Origin of the sequence: Herpetosiphon geysericola (genome assembly GCF_001306135.1) — a bacterium.
GTDB classification, from domain to species: domain Bacteria; phylum Chloroflexota; class Chloroflexia; order Chloroflexales; family Herpetosiphonaceae; genus Herpetosiphon; species Herpetosiphon geysericola.
Genome location: NZ_LGKP01000005.1, coordinates 1 through 22910, shown reverse-complemented (window position 1 = coordinate 22910; position 22910 = coordinate 1). Strand labels below are relative to the sequence as shown.

The window sequence follows — 22910 nt, the reverse complement described above, 5'->3', positions numbered from 1 at the left end:
TTTTGCTTTCATCCTTCATCCTTCATCCCTCATCCTTCTATCTTGATACTTTCTTGATCTGGTGTTGATCAATCTTGATGCCTGCTTGAGGTCTTTTCTGGTTGAATAGTTCTAGGTTAAGTACGTTTGATTGAGGTTCAACCATGGATGTTTGGTTTTTGGGATTAATTGGCATATTCGTGCTCTTGACATGGGCAATTGTGCGGCTGTGTGCCGCCTTGGGGAGCAAGCAATGAGCACTTTGTATTTAATTGCCGCCCTCGTGACGCTTGGCTTAGTAATCTATCTCTTTTGGGCGTTGATGCAGCCCGAGGTGTTTTAATGATCAGCAACATCATCATTCAAATTGGCAGCTTTTTGCTGGTACTTCTGGCCTGTGTCATCCCACTAGGCCGCTATATGGCCAAAGTCTACGGCGAAACGCCGCCCATGCAACGGGTTTTTGGCCCAATCGAGCGCTTGATCTATCGGCTCTTGGGCATCGACGCAAAAACCGAAATGAACTGGAAACACTATGCAGTAGCCTTGCTCGGATTCAATGGCTTGGGATTGTTACTGCTCTATGGCTTGCAACGCATACAGGCTTGGCTGCCGCTCAATCCGCAACAACTGCCAGCAATTAGCGCCGATTCGGCCTTCAATACTGCTGCCAGTTTTGTGAGCAATACCAACTGGCAGGGCTATGCTGGCGAAACGACAATGAGTTATTTGACCCAGATGCTTGGCTTGACGGTGCAGAATTTTGTTTCAGCTGCCACGGGCATGGCCGTGTTGATTGGCCTGATTCGCGGAATTACCCGCCGTTCGAGCAGCACGATTGGCAATTTCTGGGTCGATTTGACTCGTTCAACGCTCTATATTTTATTGCCATTAGCGCTGGTGCTCTCGCTGGTTTTGGTGTCGCAGGGTGTGGTGCAAAGCTTCAATCCTTCGCAAACGGTCGAATTGCTTCAGCCAATCGTCAATGCCGATGGCCAAACAATCAGCCAACAAACAATTGCGCTTGGCCCAGCTGCTTCGCAAATAGCGATCAAACAATTGGGAACCAATGGCGGCGGCTTTTTCAATGTTAATTCGGCGCATCCCTTGGAGAATCCCACGCCACTTAGCAACTTGTTCGAACTATTAAGCATTGTCGTGATTCCGGCGGCACTCTGTTACACCTTCGGCATTATGGTTGGTGATAAACGCCAAGGTTGGGCAATTCTTGCCACGATGACAATCATTTTGCTTGGGTTTACGGCACTAGCTGTCGGCGCAGAACAAGCTGGCAATCCGCTCTATCAAAAGCTCGGTGTTGACGACCAAGCTTCGACACTCCAAGCGGGCGGCAATATGGAAGGGAAAGAAACCCGCTTTGGGATCGTCAATTCGGCCTTGTGGGCAACCGTCACCACCGCCGCCTCCAATGGCTCGGTCAATTCGATGCACGATTCGTACACGCCACTTGGTGGTTTAGCCCCAATGGTTTTGATGCAGCTTGGCGAGGTGATTTTTGGCGGGGTTGGTTCTGGCTTATATGGCATGCTGATTTTTGCAATTATCACGGTGTTTGTGGCTGGTTTGATGGTTGGCCGCACACCTGAATATTTGGGCAAGAAAATCGAAGCCTTTGAGATGAAAATGGCTGCGCTGATTATCTTAATTCCGTGTGTCACGACCTTGTTGATCACCGCGATTGCTGTGAGCAGCGATGCTGGCAAAGCCACGGTGTTCAATAGCGGCGCCCATGGATTTAGCGAAGTGCTGTATGCAGCAACTTCTGCCGCCAACAACAATGGCAGCGCCTTCGCAGGCCTTGGAGCCAACACGCCGTTCTACAACACTTGGCTTGGCATCGCCATGCTGGTCTCACGCTTCTGGCTGATTATTCCAACCTTGGCGATTGCAGGTGGGTTGGCCAATAAAAAGCTGATTCCGCAAAGCGCTGGCACCTTGCCAACCCACACGCCCTTGTTTGTTGGCTTGTTGATTGGGGTGGTGTTGATTGTTGGGGCGCTGACTTTTATTCCCGCCCTAGCGCTTGGCCCGATCGTTGAACATTTATTGATGAGTTTATAAGGCAAGAACGATGAATCATACACTTCCTAAAAACCGCTCGTTGTTTGATCGCGCGATTGTTGGGCCAGCGCTCAAAGCAGCAGTGCTCAAATTCGATCCGCGCTTGCAAGTGCGCAATCCAGTGATGTTTGTGGTCTTTGTTGGGGCGATTTTCACGACTGGTTTATGGCTGCACGCATTAATTGCTGGCGGCGAAACTTCGCCTAATTTTAGCTTGGCGATTGCTGGCTGGCTCTGGTTGACCTTGCTGTTTGCCAATTTTGCCGAGGCCATGGCCGAAGGTCGCGGCAAAGCCCAAGCAGATACATTACGTCAATCCCGCCGCGATGTGCAAGCAGTTAAATTAAGTTCTGCGCAACGTACCAGCAAGCAAACAACTGTCGCTGCGAGCGCCTTGCGCAAAGGCGATTACATTTTGGTTAGCGCTGGCGAAACAATTGCAGGCGATGGCGATGTGATCGAAGGTGTGGCGGCGGTCGACGAAAGCGCAATCACTGGCGAAAGCGCTCCGGTGATTCGCGAAAGTGGCGGCGATCGCTCAGCAGTAACCGGCGGTACGCGGGTGCTCTCCGATTGGCTAGTTGTACAAATTAGCGCTAATCCAGGCGAAACCTTTCTCGACCGCATGATTGCCATGGTAGAAGGTGCAAAACGCCAAAAAACGCCTAACGAAATTGCGCTCAACATTTTGCTGACTGCATTGACCATCATCTTTTTGATGGCAACCGCAACCCTGTTGCCCTTCTCGATCTATAGCGTCTCAGCGGTAAAGGCGCTTGATCCAAGCAGCCAAGCCTTACCAATTACGGTCACGGCCTTGGTCGCCTTGTTGGTCTGTTTGATTCCGACCACGATTGGCGGTTTGCTCTCAGCGATTGGCATCGCAGGCATGGATCGCATGATTCAAGCCAATGTCATCGCCATGTCTGGGCGGGCAGTCGAAGCAGCGGGCGATGTTGATGTCTTGCTGTTGGATAAAACTGGCACGATTACCTTGGGCAATCGCCAAGCTACCAACTTTTTGCCAGCAGCAGGCGTGGATATTCGCGAGTTGGCCGATGCAGCTCAACTTGCTTCGCTAGCCGACGAAACGCCTGAAGGCCGTTCGATTGTGCTGCTTGCCAACGAGCACTACCAGATTGGCGAGCGCCAAGCCGCTGGGCTAGATGCTGAATTTGTGGCCTTCACTGCCCAAACCCGTATGAGCGGCATCAACATCGGAGGCCGCCAGATTCGCAAAGGCGCGGTCGATGCCATCGAGCGTTATTTGCGCGAACAACAATCGGTTTTGCCAAGCGATGTGCGCGCCAATGTTGAGACAATTGCTCGTGCTGGTGGTACGCCGTTGGTCGTTGCCGATGGCAAACGAGCCTTGGGCGTTATCCAGCTCAAAGATATTGTTAAAGGTGGCATGAAAGAACGCTTCGGCGAACTGCGCCGCATGGGCATCAAAACCGTCATGATCACTGGCGATAATCCTTTGACTGCCGCCGCAATCGCCGCCGAAGCAGGGGTTGACGACTTTTTGGCCGAGGCCACACCAGAAGCCAAACTGAGCCTGATTCGCGAATATCAAGCTGGCGGGCGCTTGGTGGCTATGACTGGCGATGGAACCAACGACGCGCCAGCCTTGGCGCAAGCAGATGTGGCCATGGCCATGAATACTGGCACCAACGCCGCCAAAGAAGCTGGCAATATGGTCGATCTCGATTCCAACCCGACCAAATTGATCGAAGTTGTTGAGATTGGCAAGCAATTGTTGATGACTCGTGGCGCATTGACCACCTTTTCGATTGCCAATGATATTGCCAAATATTTTGCGATTATTCCGGCGGCGTTTGCTAGCACCTACCCAGTGTTGAACAAACTCAACATTATGGGCTTGGCTTCGCCAGAAAGTGCCATTATCTCGGCGGTGATTTTCAATGCCTTGATTATTGTGTTTCTGATTCCGCTGGCCTTGCGCGGGGTACGCTATCGGGCGGTCGCCGCAGCTCAAGCCTTACGCAGCAACTTGCTGATCTATGGGCTTGGCGGCTTGATTGTGCCCTTCATCGGAATCAAACTGATCGATCTGTTGTTAGTGGGCTTGGGCCTTGTCTAGGAGCGAATGTATGCAACGCCATCGACCATCACACATTTGGCTTGATGTGATTTGTGCTGGCATCATTTTGAGCATTGGCGAAATTCAAATCCAAGCATTGAGCGAAATTCTAACCATCACATTATCAATCGTTGTCTTGATCGTGGGTTATGCAGCAATCAGCAGCTGGGCGTGGCGACATTCGGCCACGCCAGCCCACGGCCATTTGCAATATGTTCGACGCGATCAGCAAGCAATTAATTATCGTTGGATTAGCGACGAGGAAGACCAATAATGCGCACGTTTCTTCGGCCAGCTTTGGCCGCAATCATCATCTTTAGTGTTTTGACCGGAATTATCTATCCAGCGTTGGTGACAGTAATTGCCCAAGTGGCGTTTCCGAGCCAAGCCAATGGCAGCCTGATTGAGCAAGCAGGCGTCCAACGTGGCTCAGCCTTAATCGGCCAACAATTTGACCAAGCTGGTTATTTTTGGGGCCGCCTTTCAGCAACTGGCCCAGTGCCCTACAACGCAGCTGCTTCCAGCGGCTCGAACTACGGCCCGCTCAATCCAAGCTTAGCTGAAGCGGTTCAAGCCCGCATCGATGCACTCAAGGCCGCCGATCCCAGCAACCAATTGCCAATTCCGGTCGATTTGGTTACGGCCTCGGCCAGCGGGCTAGACCCTGAAATCTCGCCTGCTGCGGCGCTCTATCAAGTGCAACGGGTCGCTACGGCACGAGGCCTAACGCTCAGCCAAGTGCAACAATTGGTGGTGCAGCACACCAGCCAACCAACACTTGGAATTTTGGGCGAGCCAAGGGTCAATGTGTTGCACTTGAACATGGCGCTGGATCAACTTAAGCCGCTTAATTAACGCCGCTTCGTTTTGGATATGTGGTTTACTATCGTGGTAGATCGAATAGATCTGTCCCTCCTCAAGGCGGGAAACGCAGGGGTTTTCAGCCCCTGCGACCCTACTATTCGCTTGATTGGCATCCAACTCAATCCAATTAGATAAACTGGGCGGTGATGCTGCGAGCGCAATCTTTCAAGGCCAACGGTGGACCCTCAAAAATAATTTCGCCCCCAGCACTGCCGCCATCAGGCCCAATATCGATAATCCAATCAGCTTGGCGAATAATATCCAAGTGATGTTCGATCAAAATCACCGTATTCTTGGCATCAACTAAGCTATCGATAATCCGCATCAGCAGGCCAATATCCGAGCGATGCAAGCCGGTCGTTGGCTCATCCATCACATAGACGCTGCCCTTTTTATGCAATTCGGTTGCCAATTTAAGCCGCTGGCCTTCGCCACCAGAGATTGTGCTGAGCGGTTGGCCAAGCTTCAAATAGCTCAAACCAACATCGTTCATGGCTTGGATCACTGGCTTGATTTTCTTTTCATTGAAGAAATCAAGTGCTTCCTCGGCGGTCATATCCAGCACATCGCTGATCGATTTGCCCCGCAATTGATAGTCGAGCACTTCTGCTTTGAAACGCTTGCCTTCGCAAATTTCGCAGGTCGACGAAATGCCTTCCATAAAGGCCAAATCGGTATACACCAAACCCAAGCCATTACAATTATCGCAGCTGCCAGTTGAGTTGAAACTGAATAACGAGGCGCTCACGCCATTGGCTTTAGCAAAAGTCTGACGAATATCGTCCATAATGCCAGTGTAGGTCGCTGGAGCAGAACGGCTATTAGCAGTAACCTTGGATTGATCGATCACAATCGCATTCGGATGTTGGCTCAAAAAGACCTCGTTAATTAAGGTGCTTTTGCCAGAACCAGCCACGCCCGTCACAACCGTCAACACACCAGTTGGAATATTAACATTGACATTTCTTAGGTTATGTAAATTAGCATTCACAATTGGCAAATAGCCAGTTGGCGTGCGCGAATGCTGTTTGGTTGGCACATCCTGTTGCAAATAGCTACCAGTCAAAGTGTTCGAACGCTTGAGATCAGCAAAACTGCCTTCAAACACGACTTCGCCGCCATGCACACCCGCCCGTGGCCCAATATCAACAATATGGTCGGCAATCGCAATCACATCGGGATCATGCTCGACAACCAGCACGGTATTGCCTTTATCGCGCAGTTGTTGCAACAACCGATTGAGCCGCGCCACATCGCGCGCATGCAAGCCCACGCTTGGCTCGTCGAGAATGTAGAGCATTTCAGTCAAGCTATTGCCAAGATGGCGAATCATCTTGACCCGCTGCGATTCGCCACCAGAAAGCGTGGCGGTTTCACGGCTCAAACTCAAATAACCCAAGCCAATATCAACCAACTGCTGAATACGCTCCAAGAGCTTTGCCGCTACTCGATCACCAATCGGATCAGTAAAATCGGCCAAGAAACTCATCAAATCGCTGGCCTCTAAATCGGAAAGTTCGGCAATATTGCGCCCAGCAATCCGACAATTCAGCGCAGCTTGGGTCAAACGCTGGCCATGGCACAGCGGGCAGGTTTGCGAGGTTGTGAATTGCTCAAAGATTGCTCGGTTGCGATCAGACATCGCGGCAGCATCTTTTTTAACATACATCCGATCAAAGCGTTCGATCAGGCCTTCGTATTTTGAGCTAAATTCACCCCAAGAAACCTTAACATCAGCGCCATACAAAAAGGCTTGCAACTCTTGTTCGCTATAATCGCGAATTGGTTTATCATTATCAAACAAGCCGGAAAGCGGATACATCTTCCACATCATCTTGCCAACCTTGAACTCTGGATGCAGAATTGCGCCCTCATTCAGCGATTTGCTGCGGTCGAGCAATTTATCCATATCAAGCTGCACTGTCTTGCCAATGCCCTCGCATTCTGGGCACATGCCTTGGGGCGTGTTGAACGAAAAGGCATAGCCAGGCCCAACATACGGCTTGCCAACCCGCGAGAAGAGCAAACGCAACAGCACCGCAATATCGGTGTAAGTGCCAACTGTTGAGCGCGAACCGCCGCCTACCCGCTTTTGGTCGATAATAATTGGCGAGTTGAGATGTTCGATTCGTTCAACATCGGGCTGGCCGTAATGCGGCAAAAAGCCCTGCACAAAAAAGGTAAAGGTTTCATTCAGTTGGCGTTGGGCCTCGGCGGCAATCGTATCAAACACCAACGACGACTTCCCCGAACCAGAGACTCCGGTAAATACTGTCACCCGCTGTTTAGGAATATTCAAGGAAATATTTTTGAGGTTGTTTTCGCGTGCTCCATACACCTCAATAAACGCTCGATCCTGCATCATCAGACTCCTTGATAACTACAAATCTCTGGCCGCTATGTGAATCGTTAGCAGCAATCAACTTGCTATCCAAACGATCTAGAGTTATTCTAGAACATAGATGCAAGTCTCGTGAGTTTTAGGCTTCTTTGGGCACTTTCCACGCTCAAATCTCTCATTAAAGTCTCAAGTGCTATATAAAGGTTTAACATGAATGTTGAACGCTATTTTCGCACCGTTGATTTGGCCAGAACCATTAATATCAGTGTTCAGCAAGTGCGCAATTATGAAGCTGAAGGTTTTTTACCAGCTGTCGAGCGTGGCCCAAATGGCTATCGCCGCTATACGCAGCAACATATCGATGCCCTTAACACTGCGCAATCTATGATCAATGGCTATGGCTGGCGCGCTGCCCAAAATATTATGGCGGCACTCCACCAAGCTGACCATCAAACAGCCTTTAATCTAATCAATCAACATCATGCCAAGCTCGATACAATTCGCCAGCAACTTGATCAGACTTTAAGCTTGCTCAAAGCGGTAGCCGACCAGTTGCCGCCAAGCCAGCGCCAGCAGCAACAGCTTTTGGTTGGCGAGGCTGCTAAAGCGGTTGGCGTGCCAGTTTCGGCCATCCGTTTTTGGGAGCAACAAGGCCTCTTGCAGCCAATTCGCCAGCAATCCAACAACTATCGCTATTATGATGAGCGTCAGTTGCGCCGTTTACGCATTATTGCGTTATTACGTCAAGCAAACGCTGATTTTGACTCGATTCGCACCACCTTAGCAACCCTTGACCAGCAACAACCACAACGCGCAGTTGCAGCCATCGAACAGCGCCGCGCAGCCTTGGCCCAGCAAAGTTGGCACTGTTTGCAAGCAAACACCAGCCTAGTGAGCTATATCAAGACGTACCTTCCACTAGCGCCACTACCAATTATTTAGTTATTCCTTCCCATTATCAGGCTGAATATAGCACAAATGTTTCATTATTGAGTAAGCCTTGCGAGGTATTGACAATGCGGATTGTAATTGTTGGCGGCAGCGGCCAGATCGGGCGTTTATTAACCAGCTATTGGCGCAATCAAGGCCATAGCATTCAGATTATGGGGCGTTCAACAAGCAAGCTGGCAACAATTAGTTGGGACGCAGTTCAGCTTGGGCCGTGGGTTGAGCAACTGGAAGCTAGCGATGTTTTGATTAATCTGACGGGCAAGAGCGTTAATTGCCGCTATACAGCCGCCAATCGTCGTGAGCTTTGGCATTCGCGAATCGAGACGACACGCTTGCTTGGGCAAGCAATCCAGCAACTTTCAAAGCCACCTCGGCTCTGGCTACAAGCGAGCGGTTCAGCCATTTATGCCCATAGCAGCGAGCCACAAACTGAAGCGCAGCATACAATTGGCGGCAATGAAAGGCATGCCTCAGCACGCTGGCAGTTTAATGTTGATCTCGTTAAGGCGTGGGAGAACGAGGCGATTGCCGCCAAAACTCCGCAGACTCGCAAAATTATGCTGCGCACCAGCATGATGATGAGCGATGATCGTGGCGGAGTATTCGAGATGCTTTGTCGCTTGGCTCGCTGTGGCCTAGGCGGAACAATCGGCAATGGCCAACAGTATGTCGCATGGATTCATAGCCGCGATCTGGTGCATGCCATAGCGTGGCTCATCGAACAACCAGAGCTAGAAGGGCCGATTAATCTCAGCGCACCCCAGCCACTGCCAAATCAGCAGTTTATGCGCCACTTACGCCAAGCCTTGGGCATACGCTTTGGCGTGTCTATCCCTAGCCCGCTGATGCAAATCGGCGCATGGATGTTGCGCACGGAAGCAGAATTAGTGCTCAAAAGTCGCAATGTTATGCCCCAACGCTTGCTTGAGCATGGGTTTTGTTTTGAGTATCCAAGCTGGCCTGAAGCATTAGCAAACCTCGTAAAATCTCCAATTTAGCCAATTTTGCCGAAATTGATTGCAGCATGCAAAAAAAAGCCTGTTTCTGCATCTATATAGAGTAGCAACAGAATTCGATGGTTTAGCGGAGGAAACGCAATGACTCCAGAGCAAGAAGCACGCTTCAATCAATTATTGGCTGAAATTATCGATCCCCATGCTTCATTAGCGGCAGCAATTCGCGAATTAGAACAGCTTATGGGCATGCTGCAAGCGCAACATGCGATCTCTGCTGAGCAAGTGCGCCAAGCCAAAGCCTTGATCAAGATTATGCAATTAACCCTCAGCCAACAAATTCCCGCCAACCAACGCTTGATTCAGGCCTTAGCTGCGACCCAAAAGCTTGCCAGACCAGTGCTGACCCATAGTGCTTAATCGCATTGAGTAAAAAAGGAGTAGCCCATGAATGTATACGAATTACTTGATGATTTATGTTTGAAAATCGATGCCATCAGCATGAGCATTAGCGTCCAAGATCACTTGTCGAATGAGTTAGATACCCAAGTCTGTGCCTGTGCCTATGTACTCTTTGCTACCTTAACCAATCAAATTGAAGCAGACAAGCTGATGACTGATGTGTTAGAAGCTATGGCTCAGCGCATTACCTTGGCAGACCTCACATTGGCCGCTTAACGATCAAGCAGCAGTAATCGTCCATGATTGCTGCTGCTTTTCATTGATCAAATCAGCCAATTTTAGCTATTGTTGTGGCACTGCTGCTAACAAATATTCCAACACATCGGCGGCGCTAAAGCCTTGCGGATGAATTTCGAGCAAAGCGGCGACCGTTTTAATATCATCACCCAACGTCACCAAAGGTTGCTCGGTATACTCTTTGCGTTGCTGCGGCATACCAATGTTGGCAAACAAAGCATTGCACAAACATTTGCGCCCAGTTGTATCGTTAATATCGCCGCCTTTTTTGACATATTGATCGATTGGCTCAGCTGGGCAACGAAAGCCCATCGTGCCATCTTCGCGGGGGTAGGCCACCCGCAAATAGCCCAAATCGCAGATCCGCGGACGTTCTTTGTAGGTCGGCTCCAAGGCAAGGGTTGTATTTAGCTCAGCAACTTTGAAAGGAAAGCCAGTTGGTGAAGCCAAGGCATCAGTAAAGATCGTGAGGCTATCGTTGGCAATGTCAGTTAGCAGCGATTGGCGAATTTCCGGGCTAAAGCCTGAATCATTCGAGAGCGCAAACGCAGTGCCAACTTGAATCCCAACCGCGCCACTAGCCAACGCTTCAGCCAAGCGCTCAGGCGAGCCATACGAACCAGCCATCCAGAAGGGCAAGCCTAAATCCTGCAACTTAACCAAATCGACCACATCGCGCTGACCATAGACTGGCTCACCACGGTCATTAAAGACTGGTTGGCCGCGTGGCGGCGCATTATGGCCCCCAGCGGTTGGGCCTTCAACAATAAAGCCATTGACCTTGCCCGTGGCTTTTTTGGCCAAGGCAATTGCCAAGGTATTCGAGGCAATAATTGCCAAAAATTCTGGGCGCTTGAGCGTCGCAGGCGGATTATCAAAAATCTGCTTAGGATCGAAATGCACGGCTAATTTGTCGTCTGCCCCAGCTTGCTCAACGTAAATATTCAGGCTAGCAGCCTCGCCAACTGAAAACTGATCAAGCACGCCTGGAATTTCGCGCGGAATGCCCGCGCCCATCAGCACATAATCAACATTGGCCAGCATTGCGCCATACAAGGCCGATAAATTGGGCATTTGCACTTTTTCCAGCAAGTTGATCCCAACCACGCCCGCGTGACCTTCCTTGGCCAACCACACTTCAACAAACGAAGCCACAACATTCAAAATCTGCCATTCAGCAGATGGCGCGGCGGTATACATTGGCACAGCCCGATACGGCTGATCGGCAGGCTTGCCACCCTCGATAAAATAGCGTTCGAGAATGCGCTCGACATAGCCAGCAATCGGAAAATGCGCCAGCGCTCGGCGCATCGCTCCATCATGATCGCCCTCTTGCAAACGCCGAGCAAGCACTACATTGATCCCAGTTCCAGAAACTACACCAAGTTGACCTGCGCTTGCAACGGCCTTGGCCAGCCGCCAATCAGATACGGCGACACCCATGCCGCCTTGAATTACAATGGGAAAACGCATGAGGCTGCTCCATGTTTAGTAAGCTATTGCGTGATTGTATGCTATCCTAATAGCCACAACGTAGTGAATTATAGCCCCTTGTGGCAGATTTCTCTACAATGCAGTGCGTCAAATGCATTGCAAGCGGCCTAAAACGTGGTATAGTTGCGCCGTTTTGATAACCAATGTATGGAGGATTTCCCTGTGAATATTTGGCATGATGTGCCATTTGGCGATGATGCGCCAGAAATTATTAACGTCGTGATTGAAATTCCCCGTGGCTCACGCAATAAGTATGAAATTGATAAAGATACCGGTTTGGTCAAGCTTGATCGGGTGCTTTCGTCAGCAGTTTATTATCCAGGCGATTATGGCTTAATTCCTCAAACCTATTGTGACGATGGCGACCCCTTAGACGTGATTTTGCTGATCAACTTCCCAACCTTCCCTGGCTGCTTGATCGAAGCACGCCCAGTTGGAGTGTTTGGCATGATCGACGGCGGCGAAAACGACGATAAAATTCTTGCCGTTCCAGCCAACGACCCTTACTTTGCCAATATCAAAGATTTGGGCGATGTGCCGCCACACTTCATCAAAGAAGTAACCCAATTCTTTGCCTCATACAAAGCCTTAGAAAACAAAACTGTTGAAGTTGGCGAATGGCAAGGTGCTGAAGCCGCCAAGCAACGCATCCAAGATTCAATTCAACTCTACAACGACAATTTCCGCAAGCCCGAGTAGGGTTCAGGGGTCAGGATTCAGGGGCTAGGGTTCAGAGTTAAGGTTTAAGTATGCAGGGTTTATTTGCCCTGCATACTGTGTTTAAAACCGAAACCGCGAAGATCGCGAAGTTCACAAAGCGCCAATAGAAACCCAAAAACAATCCACAACCCAAATATTTGGGGGTACAGGGTGAAAACCCTCTGCGTCTCCCTCCAGCGGAGGGACGGAAGGGAGGAGAATCAAAAATTATCATCAATCCATAGTTTCGATTAACGAGCAGCACGGCGAATTTTTTGATACACCTGAATCGCACTTTGGGTTACTGCCGCAGTGCTTTGGCCAGGAAATGTACTATCACCCACCAGCCATAAACCATTAATCTTCGCAGCTTGCGGCCCTAAACTCAACAAGCCCGAAATTGAGCGCCACTGCGGCAAACCACCAACCATGCCCCGCTTGCGTTGGGTATAGCGCGCAAACGAAACTGGCGTGCCAATTTGTTGATAGCGAAGATGCTGGCGAATTGTGGGCAGCGCCAGTTCAACTGTATCCAACATGCGCTCAGCCATGGCCGCTTTTTCAGCCCGATAACGAGCAGGATCGGTTTGACGCCAATGCCACCAACGACTGACATTGGTATGGGTTGAAACGGTCATGGCACGTTGACCCTGCGGCGCCCGCGAACGATCGGCGGCAGGGTGTAACGAAATAAACACGCTATTCGCTTCGCCCAGCGCTTGAGCATAATCAGCAATAATTTGGTGGTGCTCGGCCAAGCCCTGGGGAATTGCCGCCTCGTCAATGCCCAAATAGAGCGTTGTAGCCCCCCAGCCTTGTGGAACCGCTTCAATCCTGTGACGCAGCAGCCAACTTGGTGCTTGATCAAGCAAATCAGCCAGATCCCACATGGTTGTATTGGCAATCACATGGCGCGCGCGCAAACGCTCGCCTTGCTCCGTCTGCACGCCCACAATCTGCCCACGATCAGTCTGAATTTGGCTCACTTTTTGGCGATAACGGATTTCGCCGCCAGCCTTGAGCAGGCTTTGTTCTAGCGTTTTGGCCAAATTCCAAGCGCCGCCTTCAACGTAGTAGGTTCCAATTCGGGCCAAATCAAGCGCAACCGCACCATACAGCCAAGCACATTCTGCATTAGTACTTTGGGCGCTGATCAATAATTGACCATCAATAAAGGCGCGCATGCGCCGATCATCAACCTTATATTGATCTAAGACGTGTTTGACTGTGCGTGGTAGGGCTGGCAGCAAATGCAGCATTTCAGGCCGAATTGTGCTCGCCAAGCGACCCAAATCTGCCAGCGATTCAGGCGGTATTGGCGGCATACGCCCAGCAAAACGCCAAGCGACCTCGGCCAACTGTTCTTGCTCGCGCCAAAATTGCTCTGCTTCCCATGCTTGGCTTGGGCAAAGCCGCTGGCGCTCTTCCCGCCAGCGCTCATCGCCCCAACGCGTTACCCGCAGATCAGGCAACCACACCTCCATAGCTGGGTTGAGGGGCTGAATTGGCCAGCTTAAGCCCAATTTTTGGCCAAGCCAATGATGCGCACCGCCAAGCCGAAAACCAGCAAAAACGGTTGCGCCAACATCAAAAATATATTGATCGCCATTGGGGCGTTTGCGTTGATAGGAAGAAGCACAGCCACCAGGCTCAATATGCGCCTCAAGCACGAGCACGCGGTAGCCGTCGTTGGCTAAGAGGGCGGCAGCAGACAAGCCTGCAATGCCTGCGCCAATTACAATCAGATCATAATCCATCGCCAATTCCCCAACTAGATCGTACAGGCTATGCTACGTGAGGAATCAGCCAGTGGTTTAATATAAATCCCAAATCGTTTCACCGCGCAAAATCCGCACAATATAATCGGGAAATGTCTTAACTGAGACCGGTTTCGCCACAAACCCATCGAAGCCAGCCAAGCGCATCTTTTCAACATCTTCGCGGCTGCTATAGGCCGACATGGCAACAATTTTGGTGCGCTTGAAATCGGGCAAGACGTGTAACTTTTGCAGCACCATATAACCATTCTCTCGCGGGATCCGAATATCCAACAAAATGAGGTCGAGCATTCCTAAGGAGGGGTTTTGTTGAACTTGGGGCGAACTCAACCAATTAAAAAAGGCATCGCCAGAGGCGCGAGCATTACAATAGGCCACTTGAACCCGCTCGCGCAGCAGCAACAAGGCCAAATTCATACTATCAACGTTATCTTCAATCACCATAACTTTGGCCTGGGTTGCAGCGACGCTGGTTGGTTTTGGCCGAAGAGCAGCACCTACCATGTGAGAACCTCCGAATGGATTGGCTATCGATCGCATGGCATCAGCGAGACAAATAATAATTATGGGTGATGCCAATATCCCCCCAAAGTAGCATATTTAATACCACTAGCTCATCCCTTAGGGTTAAATTTGCCTGAAACTCAGCAATAAATCAAGAGCCTAGGATAAAATGGGGACTTTTAGGCTAGGTCGCTCGTTCGAGATTGGGTATGAAATTGGAGCACTGGTAAAGTGAGCTACGCTTGGTTCGCAACGTAACCAATGGTTGATGCGTAGCAAGACAGCCCTCGTAACCCCAACCAAGGTCTATTAGGAGGATTGGATGCACGATACTATGACTAGCACTGCCCTCTATACGGCGTGCTTTGAACAAGATTCGCTCGCTCAACACGAGGCATATACGACGCTTTGGCATATGCTCTATCGTGTGGCCTACGCCATGCTGCATGCCTACCCAGATGGTGATGCAATTACCACCGATTGCACCCAAAAAGCCTTGATTAAAATTCATCGCAATCTTGGGCAATGCCAAAATCCAGCCACCTTCCGCGAATGGTGTATGCAAATTGTGCGCCGCACCGTGCTTGACGAACTACGTCGGCCTGAACATCGCCGCCGCGCCAGCATGCCTGATGCTGAACATGGGCCATGGGCAGCCCCAATTGAAACCTTGCAACTCGATGATCTGCGCGGTATCCTAACTGAAGTGATCGATGCCGGGCCGCTCAGCGCCCGTTCGCGCCGCGTGGTGGTTGGACGCTATTTCAGCGAGCAAAATGATGATCTGCTGGCGCAAACCGAAAGTGAATTAGCCCAAAAACCTGTTTTAGCCTCGCACATTCAGGTAACTCGGGCCAAAAATTTGGCAGCCTTGCGCCGCGATCCTGCATTAATCGCTCGCTTACGCGAATTTGTCGAAGAAGGATAGGTCGCGGCGCTTGCATGCGTCTCCATGCTGAAGCCGCTGATTAGTTGTAGTAGGAATTGCTATGAATCAAGCAAACTGGAGCCAGAATGCCATGCAGCATTTGGTACAAACCCTGGTCGCACCAGTTGATCAGCATGCATGCGACACATGCTGCGATCAACTGGCCATCTATGCTGAGCGCAACCAGCAGATCGCCCAACAACACTTACCACCCAGCATTCAACAACACTTAGATGCATGCGTCAGTTGCGCAGAATATTTCGCGGCGCTCGATCGCTCGTTTAGCGCTGTGGACAATGATTTGCCAGTGCCAACACCAGATTTAGGCTTTTTGCAACAAGCGCCAAGTTGGTACGAGCGGGTTGCTGCTGCTCTAGCCTTGGTAGGCAAAAACATTCAAATCAGCCTCAATCAAAGCTTGCTCGATGGCTTTGCAGCGTTGCAACCAGCCCAACCAGCCTTGCGCGGCGCAACTAATCAGCCATTGCAATTGACCTTCACGCCAAGTATTCAGCCATTGCGCGAGATCAATTTGGCAATTTATCCTGCAGAAGCAAATGTTTGCCGCGTGCGGGTGCAAGTGCAACTCCACGACCGCGAATGGCCCGATTTGGCTCAAATTGGCGTACATTTAATCGCTGCCTCAGGCCGCCAAAGCAGCGAAACCGATGTTTGGGGCGAAGCAGTCTTTAGCGATGTTCAAGCAGCTGATGTTGCTGGCTTAACTTTAGAAATCGAGTTGCCAACTCCAATCAACTGATAGCCCGCCCAATAATGAGGATCGGCAAACGGGTAATCTCCCTGCTGGCTTGGCGCAAGTGGGAGGCTTACCTGTGCTTGGGGCATGCTGCGAAGCTGTTGAATCGCCTGCTGAAGTGCTTCTGCTGGCTCGTATCCCGCTTGCAAGGCCTGATAAAACAGCTGCATCAAAACAGCACTTGCCACATCGTCAACTGGCCAGAGCGTAACTAAAACTGCCCGTGCCCCGACCGCCAAAAACGCCCGCACCAAGCCAAACGGCTCATCGCCACGCACAATTTCGCTTACGCCACTTTGACAAGCACTCAACACCACCAAATCAGCATCCAGCTGCCAGTTGGTCAGGATGTCCAAGGCCGAAACTATCTGATTTGGGCCAAATTGTAGCCAAGAAGCTAACGGTTGGTCAAGCACAAACACTCCATGACAGGCAATATGCACAATGCGATATGTTCCAAGCTGCTGATCGATATTTGGCGCTGGCAGCGGATAATGCTGGCCACCAAGCGCCGCTACTGCTGCTGCTGCTTCTGCATAGGTATGCACCAAAGCTGGTTCGACGCCGCCCGCATAGCTCAAAGCCACACATGGCGCGCTCGCTTGGCTTGGTTGGCGTTGGCTTAATTGGAGATAACTGGCAGCGCTGGGAATCGTGGTTGTTGGTAGATCAAGCTCAAGCTCGCCCAGCAAAAGTGCATGCCACGGCACATGATGCAAAGCGCCATGCGGCACAACTAGCACCTGCTGCGCTTGGTGCAATAATGCTTGGGCTGGCAATAACAAGCGTTGAGCCAAGCGTTGCAAAATTGCTGGGCGCAAAAAGCGTCGCCCATCACATTGAAACGGCGAAGTTGCCAAGAGAATATTTGGGTCAAGCTGGCAATTGAAGGCTTGAACATCTTCGGTCGTAATGGCAAACAGCCAAGTTGCTGCTGGTTGAATTAACAAACTGCGCAAGGCCTTGGCCGTCGCTGGCAATGCCGCCAAGAGGCTGGCCTCCGGCCCAACCGCGCCAAGCGTCATATAATCGAGCATCAGGCTGCCCTGTGCCAAGCCCTGTTGCACATCGCTAAGGCTGGGAATCGTGCCAAATGCTTGATTGGTTTGGCCATTGCGGGCAAGCAAATCGTTGAGCGCCCGCGCTCGTGCTTTTTCGGCCATCAAAAAGGCTTGTTCAAGCTTATCTTGGGCTAGATAGGCCGCAATCGCACCTTCGTAGACTTGTTGCCAACGCCCCATGAGGCTAATTTGGAGGCTTTCGGCCAAAATGGGCGCCCGCATCGCCTCAATCAAATCAATCGCTTGCAGATAATGTTGCTCAGCTTGATGCTGATCGTTGCGCGCTGCTGCAACTTGGCCTAAGCGAAACCAGACCAAGGCCGCAATTTCTTGGCGCTCAACGCTTTCAACCAAATCAAGTGCTTGGCGATAGGCGCTTTCTGCCTGTTCAAACATGCCCTCGACATGCCACGCTAAGCCATAATTCAAATAGGCATCGATATGATAGACGCGGCTGCTCATCTGAGCTAAGGCTTGCTCAAAATGCTGGCGCGCTGCCGCATAGTGGCCTTGCAACAAAGCTAATTCGCCAAGATTATTGGCAATTCGGCCAAGGAAATCGGTGGCATTTTCTGCTTGCAAAATGGCTTCTGCCTGCTCAAAATGGCTCAGCGATTGCCCCCAATTGCCACGATCACGGGCCAACAAACCCAAATTGATCAAGACCAACGCTTGAGGATAGAGCAGATTTTGAGCTTGCAAGGTCGCTAAACTGCTATTTAAGCAGCGCTCAGCAGCCCGATATTCTTGCAAATGGTAACGCAAACTCCCTTCGTTCAGCAGCACATAGGCTTGGCGCACCGGATCAGCCTGGGCTTCCCAAAGCGCAAAACTAGCCTGATAATTGGCCAACGCCCGATCATAATTGCCACTATACCGCGCAAAAGTTGCATCGGAGTTCAGTGCCCGCCCACGAATCATCGGTTCGAGGTCTGGTTGCGCCAATAATTGGCTCAGCAACGTACATGCTTCTGCATATTGATCACGCAGGCCAGCGGCGAGGCCCCGATAATACTCCAACAGCTGGTGATCGGCCTTGGTTGGCGCTAAATCGGTAGGAATTTGCTTGACCAAATCGGCTAATTCATGCGGCGCTTGGCGAATCAGCAATTCGGCAAAGGTTCGCAGATCAGCAAACAAACGGATAGCGAGCGCAGAGTTGTGGGCAGCATGAGCCAATTCAGCAGCAATTAATTGCTGATAAGCAGCCCGCAATGTTGCTGGCTCAGATGAGAGTTGTTCGCGGCGCTCAGCAGGAATCTGCCAATCTTCGGCGGTTGCTTGCAACCAACCAGCGGCTTGAAGTTGGGCGACGCTTGGTGCAGATGGAGCAATCAGCGGCCAAAGCTCAGGATCAAACGGTTCAAATACTAATAAGAGTGCGCGATGCGCAAACTCAGCATCGAGGGCAGTCATAGCAACCTCCTACAGAAAGAATTTAGCCGCATGTCCGTCTTTATCTATGTAACAGGTGTAACGCTCTTTTCACGCATTAAATAAAGGAGTTGAGTGTATGTTTTGGTGCAAATTTAGCTTAGTCCTCATCAGTAGTTTATGTTTGACCCTGCTGATGACCCCAAATCAACCAAATGCTGCGAATGCGAGCAGCCCTTTTGAAAGTATTCACTTAATTGTTTCACTCGAATGGCAGCCGGGTCAACAAGATCTTTTACGCCCAACTGAGGGCAGCACATGTAAAGATCTCACCTACACAGCCATGCAAGATGTGCTCGAAACCGCGCTGCAAGAAACCAGCCAAACCTTGTATCAAGCGACCCAAGGCCAAGTTTGGGTTGAACACTATTCGGTCTATACCAATGGCGAGCATTGGAACGATGCTGATATTCGGATTTTGGTCAGCAACGAATATCGGCCAACGGCTTTTTTGGGCGGCTTTGAACATAGCCTACGCACCATCAACACCCAAGCAGGCAAGGTTCATTTTGTGCCCGCCGCAATTATGCTTGGCCGCTTGTGGAACGGCATCAATGCCCGTTGTGGCCTCTGGTCAGATGTTGCTGGTAGCCAAACAATCAGTCATGAGCTTGGCCACCATATTTTGGGCCTGCACGATGGCTATGCCCCAGATTTGAACACTGCCAATTATACCTATTGTAGTTCAACCAGTAACGACCTTAGTGCTGAGATGCCACGCAATCGGACAAACCATAATTCGCTGATGTCGTATCACTATAGCGCCAGCAACTTGCGTGGCATCTCGCGCACTGCCTATCATTGCGATCAAACGCCACAAGATTTAATGTATGGGCTAAATGATTGGAAAACGGTGGAAATGCTCTATGGCTTAGTGCCAAGCAGCACACCCAGCATTATGCAGCCCCAAGGCACGGCAATTGTCAATTTCATGCCCAATAGCGCCAAAGGCAGCAGCAGCGTCGTTGAATACAATGGAGCCAACGATAATCAAGCCCTCGGATTTAGCATCAAAGGCGATTTAGCCAGCCCGCAGCGGATTATTGATCAGGGCACGCTGCAAGCCAACAAGCAAGAAGCCTGGTTGGGCATTGATACCTCGGCCCAAGATCGTGGCTTGATTTTGGCTCGTGATTGGCACAATAAAACAGTCTATTCAATCTACCCAAACCAAAATATCTTAGCCGCTAAAAATGACTTTAACTTGGTGAATCAACGCTGGGTTGCTAATTTACAAATCAAGCCAATGCTCAATACCAACAGCACCTTGCCGCAAATTAATGCCGTTGAGGTCAAAGGCCAGGAATGTGGCGTTCATGGTAAAAAGGTAAACTTAGCATTTTGCCCTGCTGGTGGCAAGTGCCGCACAATTGCAGGCCTCGATATTAGCAGCACTGGCAGTTTTGGCACGACATTCCAATTACGAACTGATGAAATTGCTGGCTTAGCCAGCTATCACAACTATATTTATGCCTATAGCAGCGATTTCAACACGCCAATTGCTACCTGGTATCAAATTGTAGGTGGATTTGGCCCAGCAACCGCTGAAATTCATGCCCCAATTGCTGATGGCGGAATTGGCCTTGATCTCCAAACCCACGTTGCTGATGATATTACTGGCACAACCATAGCCGTCTATCAACCAGCGCCATTATGCACCAACCTGAACAATCTCCAAAATTACACAATCAAACAATGGCCAATGTTGATTCAGCCATATTTGATTCGCGATAAACGTTTATTAGCTTGGTCTGGCAACCAACCACCGCTGTACGCGCAATTGAGCTATGATCCAAGCGCATTTAGCAGCAATGGCCCAACTGTTTTGGTTTACAACCCAGCCAACCCAACCGCTGGCTGGAGCGTAGTACCAATCGTCGCCACTAGCCCAGAATTAGGCTTATTGACTGTCGATTTACGCACCTACTACAACCAAGGCTTGGTCTACGCTTTAGCCGAATAACGCAAAAAGGCCGTGGGTTTCGATCAAACCCACGGCCTTGCTCAACCAACGGTTAGCTTTTAACTGCTTCCAAGCGCTTAGCGCGAATCAACGAAGCGCCAATTGCGACCACGATAATCGTGGCAACCACACCCAAGGCAATTCCCGAAGGAATTTTGAATGCGGTTTCGACCAAGAGCATCTTGACCCCCACAAAGCTGAGCACAAACGCCAAACCAAGCTTGAGATAATGGAACTTGTGCACCATGCCAGCCAACACAAAGTAGAGCGAACGCAAACCCAAAATCGCAAATACATTGGCGGTATAGACCAAAAACGGCTCTTGGGTCACTGCAAAGATCGCCGGAATCGAATCGACAGCAAAGATCAAGTCGGTCGCTTCAATCATCAACAGCACCAAGAACAGTGGCGTTGCCATCAACACGCCAGCTTTGCGCACAAAGAATTTATCTTCGTGGTATTCATCGGTTACTGGCATAAAACGGCGAAAGCTGCGCACCAAAATATTGTTTTTTGGATCAAGGGTTTGCTCCTGATGGAAAGCCATCTTGATCCCCGTCACAATCAGAAACGCGCCGAAAATGTAGATAATCCAGTGGAATTCACGAATCAAGGCCGCGCCAGCGCCAATCATGGCCCCACGCATAACCAAGGCCCCAAGCACCCCCCAGAACAACACGCGATGTTGATATTTAGCTGGCACAGCAAAACTGCCGAAGATCAACACAAACACAAAAATGTTGTCGATACTGAGTGATTTTTCAATCAGATAGCCGGTCATAAAGGCGAGGGCTGCTTCGCCGTTGGTATAGCTACTTGTAGGAACGAGCTGCTGCCAAAAGATGTAAATCCCGAGGTTGAAAAGCGCTGCTAAGCCAATCCAGGCTACGCTCCACAAGGTCGCTTCTTTGATTGAAACCTCATGGGCTGAGCGATGAAACACGCCTAAATCGAGAGCCAGCATGGCCAAAACGAAAACGTTAAAACCAATCCACATCCAAACCATCGTATCCATTGTTGCACTGCCTCCTGCAAGGCCGTGGTTGGTCGACACAAAAAAACCAACACGGCAATCAAAGCCAATGTTGGTCTGACCAAAACACGCAGTGCGTATTGTTTGCAACCGAGAATTGCTTCTGGATTGACGATTGCAAACCCTGTTGATGCAGGTGGCTACTCCCCAACGGAACGTATGGATATATAGTATCAATACTTTTGCATTTGTCAAGGGGGATTGTGATCTTAGTTGAGCATTTTGCTTAGCAATCTTCGGCCATAAGGTTTGATTGATTTATGAGGAGAAACAATGGGTACTATAGTTTATTTTGACGTTGCGCCGCCTGAAGCACTAAGCATGTTGATTCTCCAACAGCTCGATTCGTTCATGGATTGGCTTGAAAAGCTGTGTTTAGAATATCCCAATGAGTTTTCTGAGGATATTTCGAGATTTGCCAAGCAGGTTGAGCACGATGGAGTAGCAGCACTGCACGCGACAACTAGCGAACAAGCAGCCCTAGTAGATAATTTTGTGATGGAATTTTTTGGTAATTTTACTGAAAGTCATTCCATTACGACACCAGCTAATAGTAATCGAGTTTCTATTCGCCACTATTGGGCTAGTAAGCCTTGGCTAGCAGTACATTGCTCACCAGCATTTGAAAAATTGTGGATGTTTATGCTCGAAGGACGTGGAATTGAGCGCGATTCAGTGCAATTGCCATTTACGCAGGCGCTTGATACAGTGTGTCGAATCGGCTATTGGACAGTGCAAGAATGCGTTACAATGCTGCATGAACTGCAACCGCTAACGATTCCAGAAGCGGAACCAACGTTTTGTGTGCTAATTGTGCGTGATGCGCTGCAAACAGTCGTTGATCAACAAGCTTCGATGCTGATCCTTGTCAACTAAGCTTAAACACAAACCCGCCACTGAGTTTTTTGCTCAGTGGCGGGTTCATTGGAATGGTACGCATCCCCCTACGTTCCCACAGCGGGTGCTGCAGTAGCCTCGGTGTGTGTCGCGTTCACGGCCTGGTTCGGGATGGAGCAGCGTGGGGCACAACCACCTCGACACGTACCAAATTGTTCGCCCTCGCTCCAATCACCCATAGCTGACGACTTCTTCATTCGCATAGCGCACATCAATGCCAGTCTTGCCTGCCATGCAACCATCCTCTGGCCACACCGCGTCCTGCCGACGCGCGGCAACCGATGATCGCTTGGCTTTCTGCGGGTGTCTGCTCTACCGTTCACACGGCCTCCACAGCACCCCAGTTGTCCGCCTCGTCTCGACGGTGCCTCTCATACATTCCTGTACAC

General features: G+C 50.3%; 20 protein-coding genes. 14 read left to right on the top strand and 6 right to left on the bottom strand.

Features of this window, described 5'->3' with window-relative positions:
- Positions 1–232: 232 nt before the first annotated feature.
- From kdpF to kdpC, 5 genes are read left to right on the top strand one after another with little or no spacing between them, the layout of a single operon-like run.
- The gene (kdpF, locus tag SE18_RS27085) at positions 233–322 is read left to right on the top strand and encodes a K(+)-transporting ATPase subunit F (protein ID WP_110518082.1); all 90 of its coding nucleotides are present in this window, start codon (positions 233–235) and stop codon (positions 320–322) included.
- A complete protein-coding gene (kdpA, locus tag SE18_RS01790) occupies positions 322–2061 on the top strand; it encodes a potassium-transporting ATPase subunit KdpA (RefSeq protein ID WP_054532708.1) in 1740 nt (579 codons plus the stop codon). Before kdpF ends, kdpA begins: the two co-directional genes overlap by 1 nt.
- A gap of 10 nt (positions 2062–2071) precedes the next feature.
- On the top strand, positions 2072–4165 hold the full coding sequence (gene kdpB, locus SE18_RS01785; protein ID WP_054532707.1) for a potassium-transporting ATPase subunit KdpB: 2094 nt from the start codon (positions 2072–2074) through the stop codon (positions 4163–4165).
- Between the two features lie 10 nt (positions 4166–4175).
- Positions 4176–4439, top strand: a complete 264-nt coding sequence (locus tag SE18_RS01780; RefSeq protein ID WP_054532706.1) for a hypothetical protein — start codon at positions 4176–4178, stop codon at positions 4437–4439.
- Positions 4439–5020, top strand: a complete 582-nt coding sequence (gene kdpC, locus SE18_RS01775) for a potassium-transporting ATPase subunit KdpC (protein WP_054532705.1) — start codon at positions 4439–4441, stop codon at positions 5018–5020. The genes SE18_RS01780 and kdpC overlap by 1 nt, the downstream gene beginning before the upstream one ends.
- 136 nt (positions 5021–5156) lie before the next feature.
- On the opposite strand, the gene SE18_RS01770 is transcribed toward kdpC, so the two are convergent.
- Positions 5157–7394, bottom strand: coding sequence for an ATP-binding cassette domain-containing protein (locus SE18_RS01770; RefSeq protein WP_083469660.1), 2238 nt, complete (start codon positions 7392–7394; stop codon positions 5157–5159).
- 186 nt (positions 7395–7580) lie between these two features.
- On the opposite strand from SE18_RS01770, the gene SE18_RS01765 reads away from it, so the two are divergent.
- The 4 genes from SE18_RS01765 (at position 7581) to SE18_RS01750 (ending at position 9952) form a co-directional block, all read left to right on the top strand.
- Complete coding sequence (locus SE18_RS01765; protein ID WP_054532703.1) at positions 7581–8312, top strand: MerR family transcriptional regulator; 732 nt, start codon at positions 7581–7583, stop codon at positions 8310–8312.
- 74 nt (positions 8313–8386) lie between these two features.
- The gene (locus SE18_RS01760; RefSeq protein ID WP_054532702.1) at positions 8387–9319 is read left to right on the top strand and encodes a TIGR01777 family oxidoreductase; all 933 of its coding nucleotides are present in this window, start codon (positions 8387–8389) and stop codon (positions 9317–9319) included.
- A 99-nt stretch (positions 9320–9418) separates the two neighbouring features.
- Positions 9419–9694, top strand: a complete 276-nt coding sequence (locus tag SE18_RS01755; protein WP_054532701.1) for a hypothetical protein — start codon at positions 9419–9421, stop codon at positions 9692–9694.
- Positions 9695–9721: 27 nt separating this feature from the next.
- Positions 9722–9952 (top strand): hypothetical protein, encoded by a 231-nt coding sequence (locus SE18_RS01750; protein ID WP_054532700.1) that lies wholly within the window; start codon positions 9722–9724, stop codon positions 9950–9952.
- A gap of 66 nt (positions 9953–10018) precedes the next feature.
- Here SE18_RS01750 and SE18_RS01745 read toward each other — a convergent pair whose 3' ends face one another.
- Positions 10019–11446 carry a nitronate monooxygenase gene (locus SE18_RS01745; RefSeq protein WP_054532699.1) on the bottom strand — a complete coding sequence of 476 codons (1428 nt, stop codon included), beginning with the start codon at positions 11444–11446 and terminating at the stop codon, positions 10019–10021.
- A 183-nt stretch (positions 11447–11629) separates the two neighbouring features.
- On the opposite strand from SE18_RS01745, the gene SE18_RS01740 reads away from it, so the two are divergent.
- Positions 11630–12166: an inorganic diphosphatase gene (locus SE18_RS01740; protein WP_152976525.1), complete on the top strand. Its 537-nt coding sequence runs from the start codon at positions 11630–11632 to the stop codon at positions 12164–12166.
- Between the two features lie 251 nt (positions 12167–12417).
- On the opposite strand, the gene SE18_RS01735 is transcribed toward SE18_RS01740, so the two are convergent.
- The gene (locus tag SE18_RS01735) at positions 12418–13923 is read right to left on the bottom strand and encodes an FAD-dependent oxidoreductase (protein WP_054532697.1); all 1506 of its coding nucleotides are present in this window, start codon (positions 13921–13923) and stop codon (positions 12418–12420) included.
- A gap of 57 nt (positions 13924–13980) precedes the next feature.
- A complete protein-coding gene (locus tag SE18_RS01730) occupies positions 13981–14448 on the bottom strand; it encodes a response regulator (RefSeq protein ID WP_054532696.1) in 468 nt (155 codons plus the stop codon).
- A 322-nt stretch (positions 14449–14770) separates the two neighbouring features.
- On the opposite strand from SE18_RS01730, the gene SE18_RS01725 reads away from it, so the two are divergent.
- Both SE18_RS01725 and SE18_RS01720 read left to right on the top strand, forming a co-directional pair.
- Entirely contained in the window at positions 14771–15376 is a 606-nt protein-coding gene (locus tag SE18_RS01725) for an RNA polymerase sigma factor (RefSeq protein ID WP_054532695.1), read from the top strand.
- A gap of 61 nt (positions 15377–15437) precedes the next feature.
- Entirely contained in the window at positions 15438–16136 is a 699-nt protein-coding gene (locus SE18_RS01720; RefSeq protein ID WP_054532694.1) for a hypothetical protein, read from the top strand.
- On the opposite strand, the gene SE18_RS01715 is transcribed toward SE18_RS01720, so the two are convergent.
- Positions 16076–18610: a CHAT domain-containing protein gene (locus SE18_RS01715; RefSeq protein ID WP_054532693.1), complete on the bottom strand. Its 2535-nt coding sequence runs from the start codon at positions 18608–18610 to the stop codon at positions 16076–16078. The two genes, SE18_RS01720 and SE18_RS01715, sit on opposite strands and share 61 nt — an antisense overlap.
- 97 nt (positions 18611–18707) lie before the next feature.
- On the opposite strand from SE18_RS01715, the gene SE18_RS01710 reads away from it, so the two are divergent.
- Positions 18708–20591 carry a hypothetical protein gene (locus SE18_RS01710; protein ID WP_054532692.1) on the top strand — a complete coding sequence of 628 codons (1884 nt, stop codon included), beginning with the start codon at positions 18708–18710 and terminating at the stop codon, positions 20589–20591.
- Between the two features lie 52 nt (positions 20592–20643).
- Here the strand turns inward: SE18_RS01710 and SE18_RS01705 are convergent, their stop codons facing one another.
- Positions 20644–21606: a TerC family protein gene (locus SE18_RS01705; protein WP_054532799.1), complete on the bottom strand. Its 963-nt coding sequence runs from the start codon at positions 21604–21606 to the stop codon at positions 20644–20646.
- Positions 21607–21897: 291 nt separating this feature from the next.
- Between SE18_RS01705 and SE18_RS01700 the strand changes: the two genes are divergently transcribed.
- A complete protein-coding gene (locus tag SE18_RS01700; protein ID WP_054532691.1) occupies positions 21898–22500 on the top strand; it encodes a hypothetical protein in 603 nt (200 codons plus the stop codon).
- Positions 22501–22910 lie beyond the last annotated feature (410 nt).

Excerpts from the sequence above, each read along its gene's own strand:
- kdpF (WP_110518082.1), top strand. The coding sequence starts at position 233 with ATGAGCACTTTGTATTTAATTGCCGCCCTCGTGACGCTTGGCTTAGTA.
- kdpA (WP_054532708.1), top strand. The coding sequence starts at position 322 with ATGATCAGCAACATCATCATTCAAATTGGCAGCTTTTTGCTGGTACTT.
- kdpB (WP_054532707.1), top strand. The coding sequence starts at position 2,072 with ATGAATCATACACTTCCTAAAAACCGCTCGTTGTTTGATCGCGCGATT.
- SE18_RS01780 (WP_054532706.1), top strand. The coding sequence starts at position 4,176 with ATGCAACGCCATCGACCATCACACATTTGGCTTGATGTGATTTGTGCT.
- kdpC (WP_054532705.1), top strand. The coding sequence starts at position 4,439 with ATGCGCACGTTTCTTCGGCCAGCTTTGGCCGCAATCATCATCTTTAGT.
- SE18_RS01770 (WP_083469660.1), bottom strand. The coding sequence starts at position 7,394 with ATGATGCAGGATCGAGCGTTTATTGAGGTGTATGGAGCACGCGAAAAC.
- SE18_RS01765 (WP_054532703.1), top strand. The coding sequence starts at position 7,581 with ATGAATGTTGAACGCTATTTTCGCACCGTTGATTTGGCCAGAACCATT.
- SE18_RS01760 (WP_054532702.1), top strand. The coding sequence starts at position 8,387 with ATGCGGATTGTAATTGTTGGCGGCAGCGGCCAGATCGGGCGTTTATTA.
- SE18_RS01755 (WP_054532701.1), top strand. The coding sequence starts at position 9,419 with ATGACTCCAGAGCAAGAAGCACGCTTCAATCAATTATTGGCTGAAATT.
- SE18_RS01750 (WP_054532700.1), top strand. The coding sequence starts at position 9,722 with ATGAATGTATACGAATTACTTGATGATTTATGTTTGAAAATCGATGCC.
- SE18_RS01745 (WP_054532699.1), bottom strand. The coding sequence starts at position 11,446 with ATGCGTTTTCCCATTGTAATTCAAGGCGGCATGGGTGTCGCCGTATCT.
- SE18_RS01735 (WP_054532697.1), bottom strand. The coding sequence starts at position 13,923 with ATGGATTATGATCTGATTGTAATTGGCGCAGGCATTGCAGGCTTGTCT.
- SE18_RS01730 (WP_054532696.1), bottom strand. The coding sequence starts at position 14,448 with ATGGTAGGTGCTGCTCTTCGGCCAAAACCAACCAGCGTCGCTGCAACC.
- SE18_RS01725 (WP_054532695.1), top strand. The coding sequence starts at position 14,771 with ATGCACGATACTATGACTAGCACTGCCCTCTATACGGCGTGCTTTGAA.
- SE18_RS01720 (WP_054532694.1), top strand. The coding sequence starts at position 15,438 with ATGAATCAAGCAAACTGGAGCCAGAATGCCATGCAGCATTTGGTACAA.
- SE18_RS01715 (WP_054532693.1), bottom strand. The coding sequence starts at position 18,610 with ATGACTGCCCTCGATGCTGAGTTTGCGCATCGCGCACTCTTATTAGTA.
- SE18_RS01710 (WP_054532692.1), top strand. The coding sequence starts at position 18,708 with ATGTTTTGGTGCAAATTTAGCTTAGTCCTCATCAGTAGTTTATGTTTG.
- SE18_RS01705 (WP_054532799.1), bottom strand. The coding sequence starts at position 21,606 with ATGGATACGATGGTTTGGATGTGGATTGGTTTTAACGTTTTCGTTTTG.
- SE18_RS01700 (WP_054532691.1), top strand. The coding sequence starts at position 21,898 with ATGGGTACTATAGTTTATTTTGACGTTGCGCCGCCTGAAGCACTAAGC.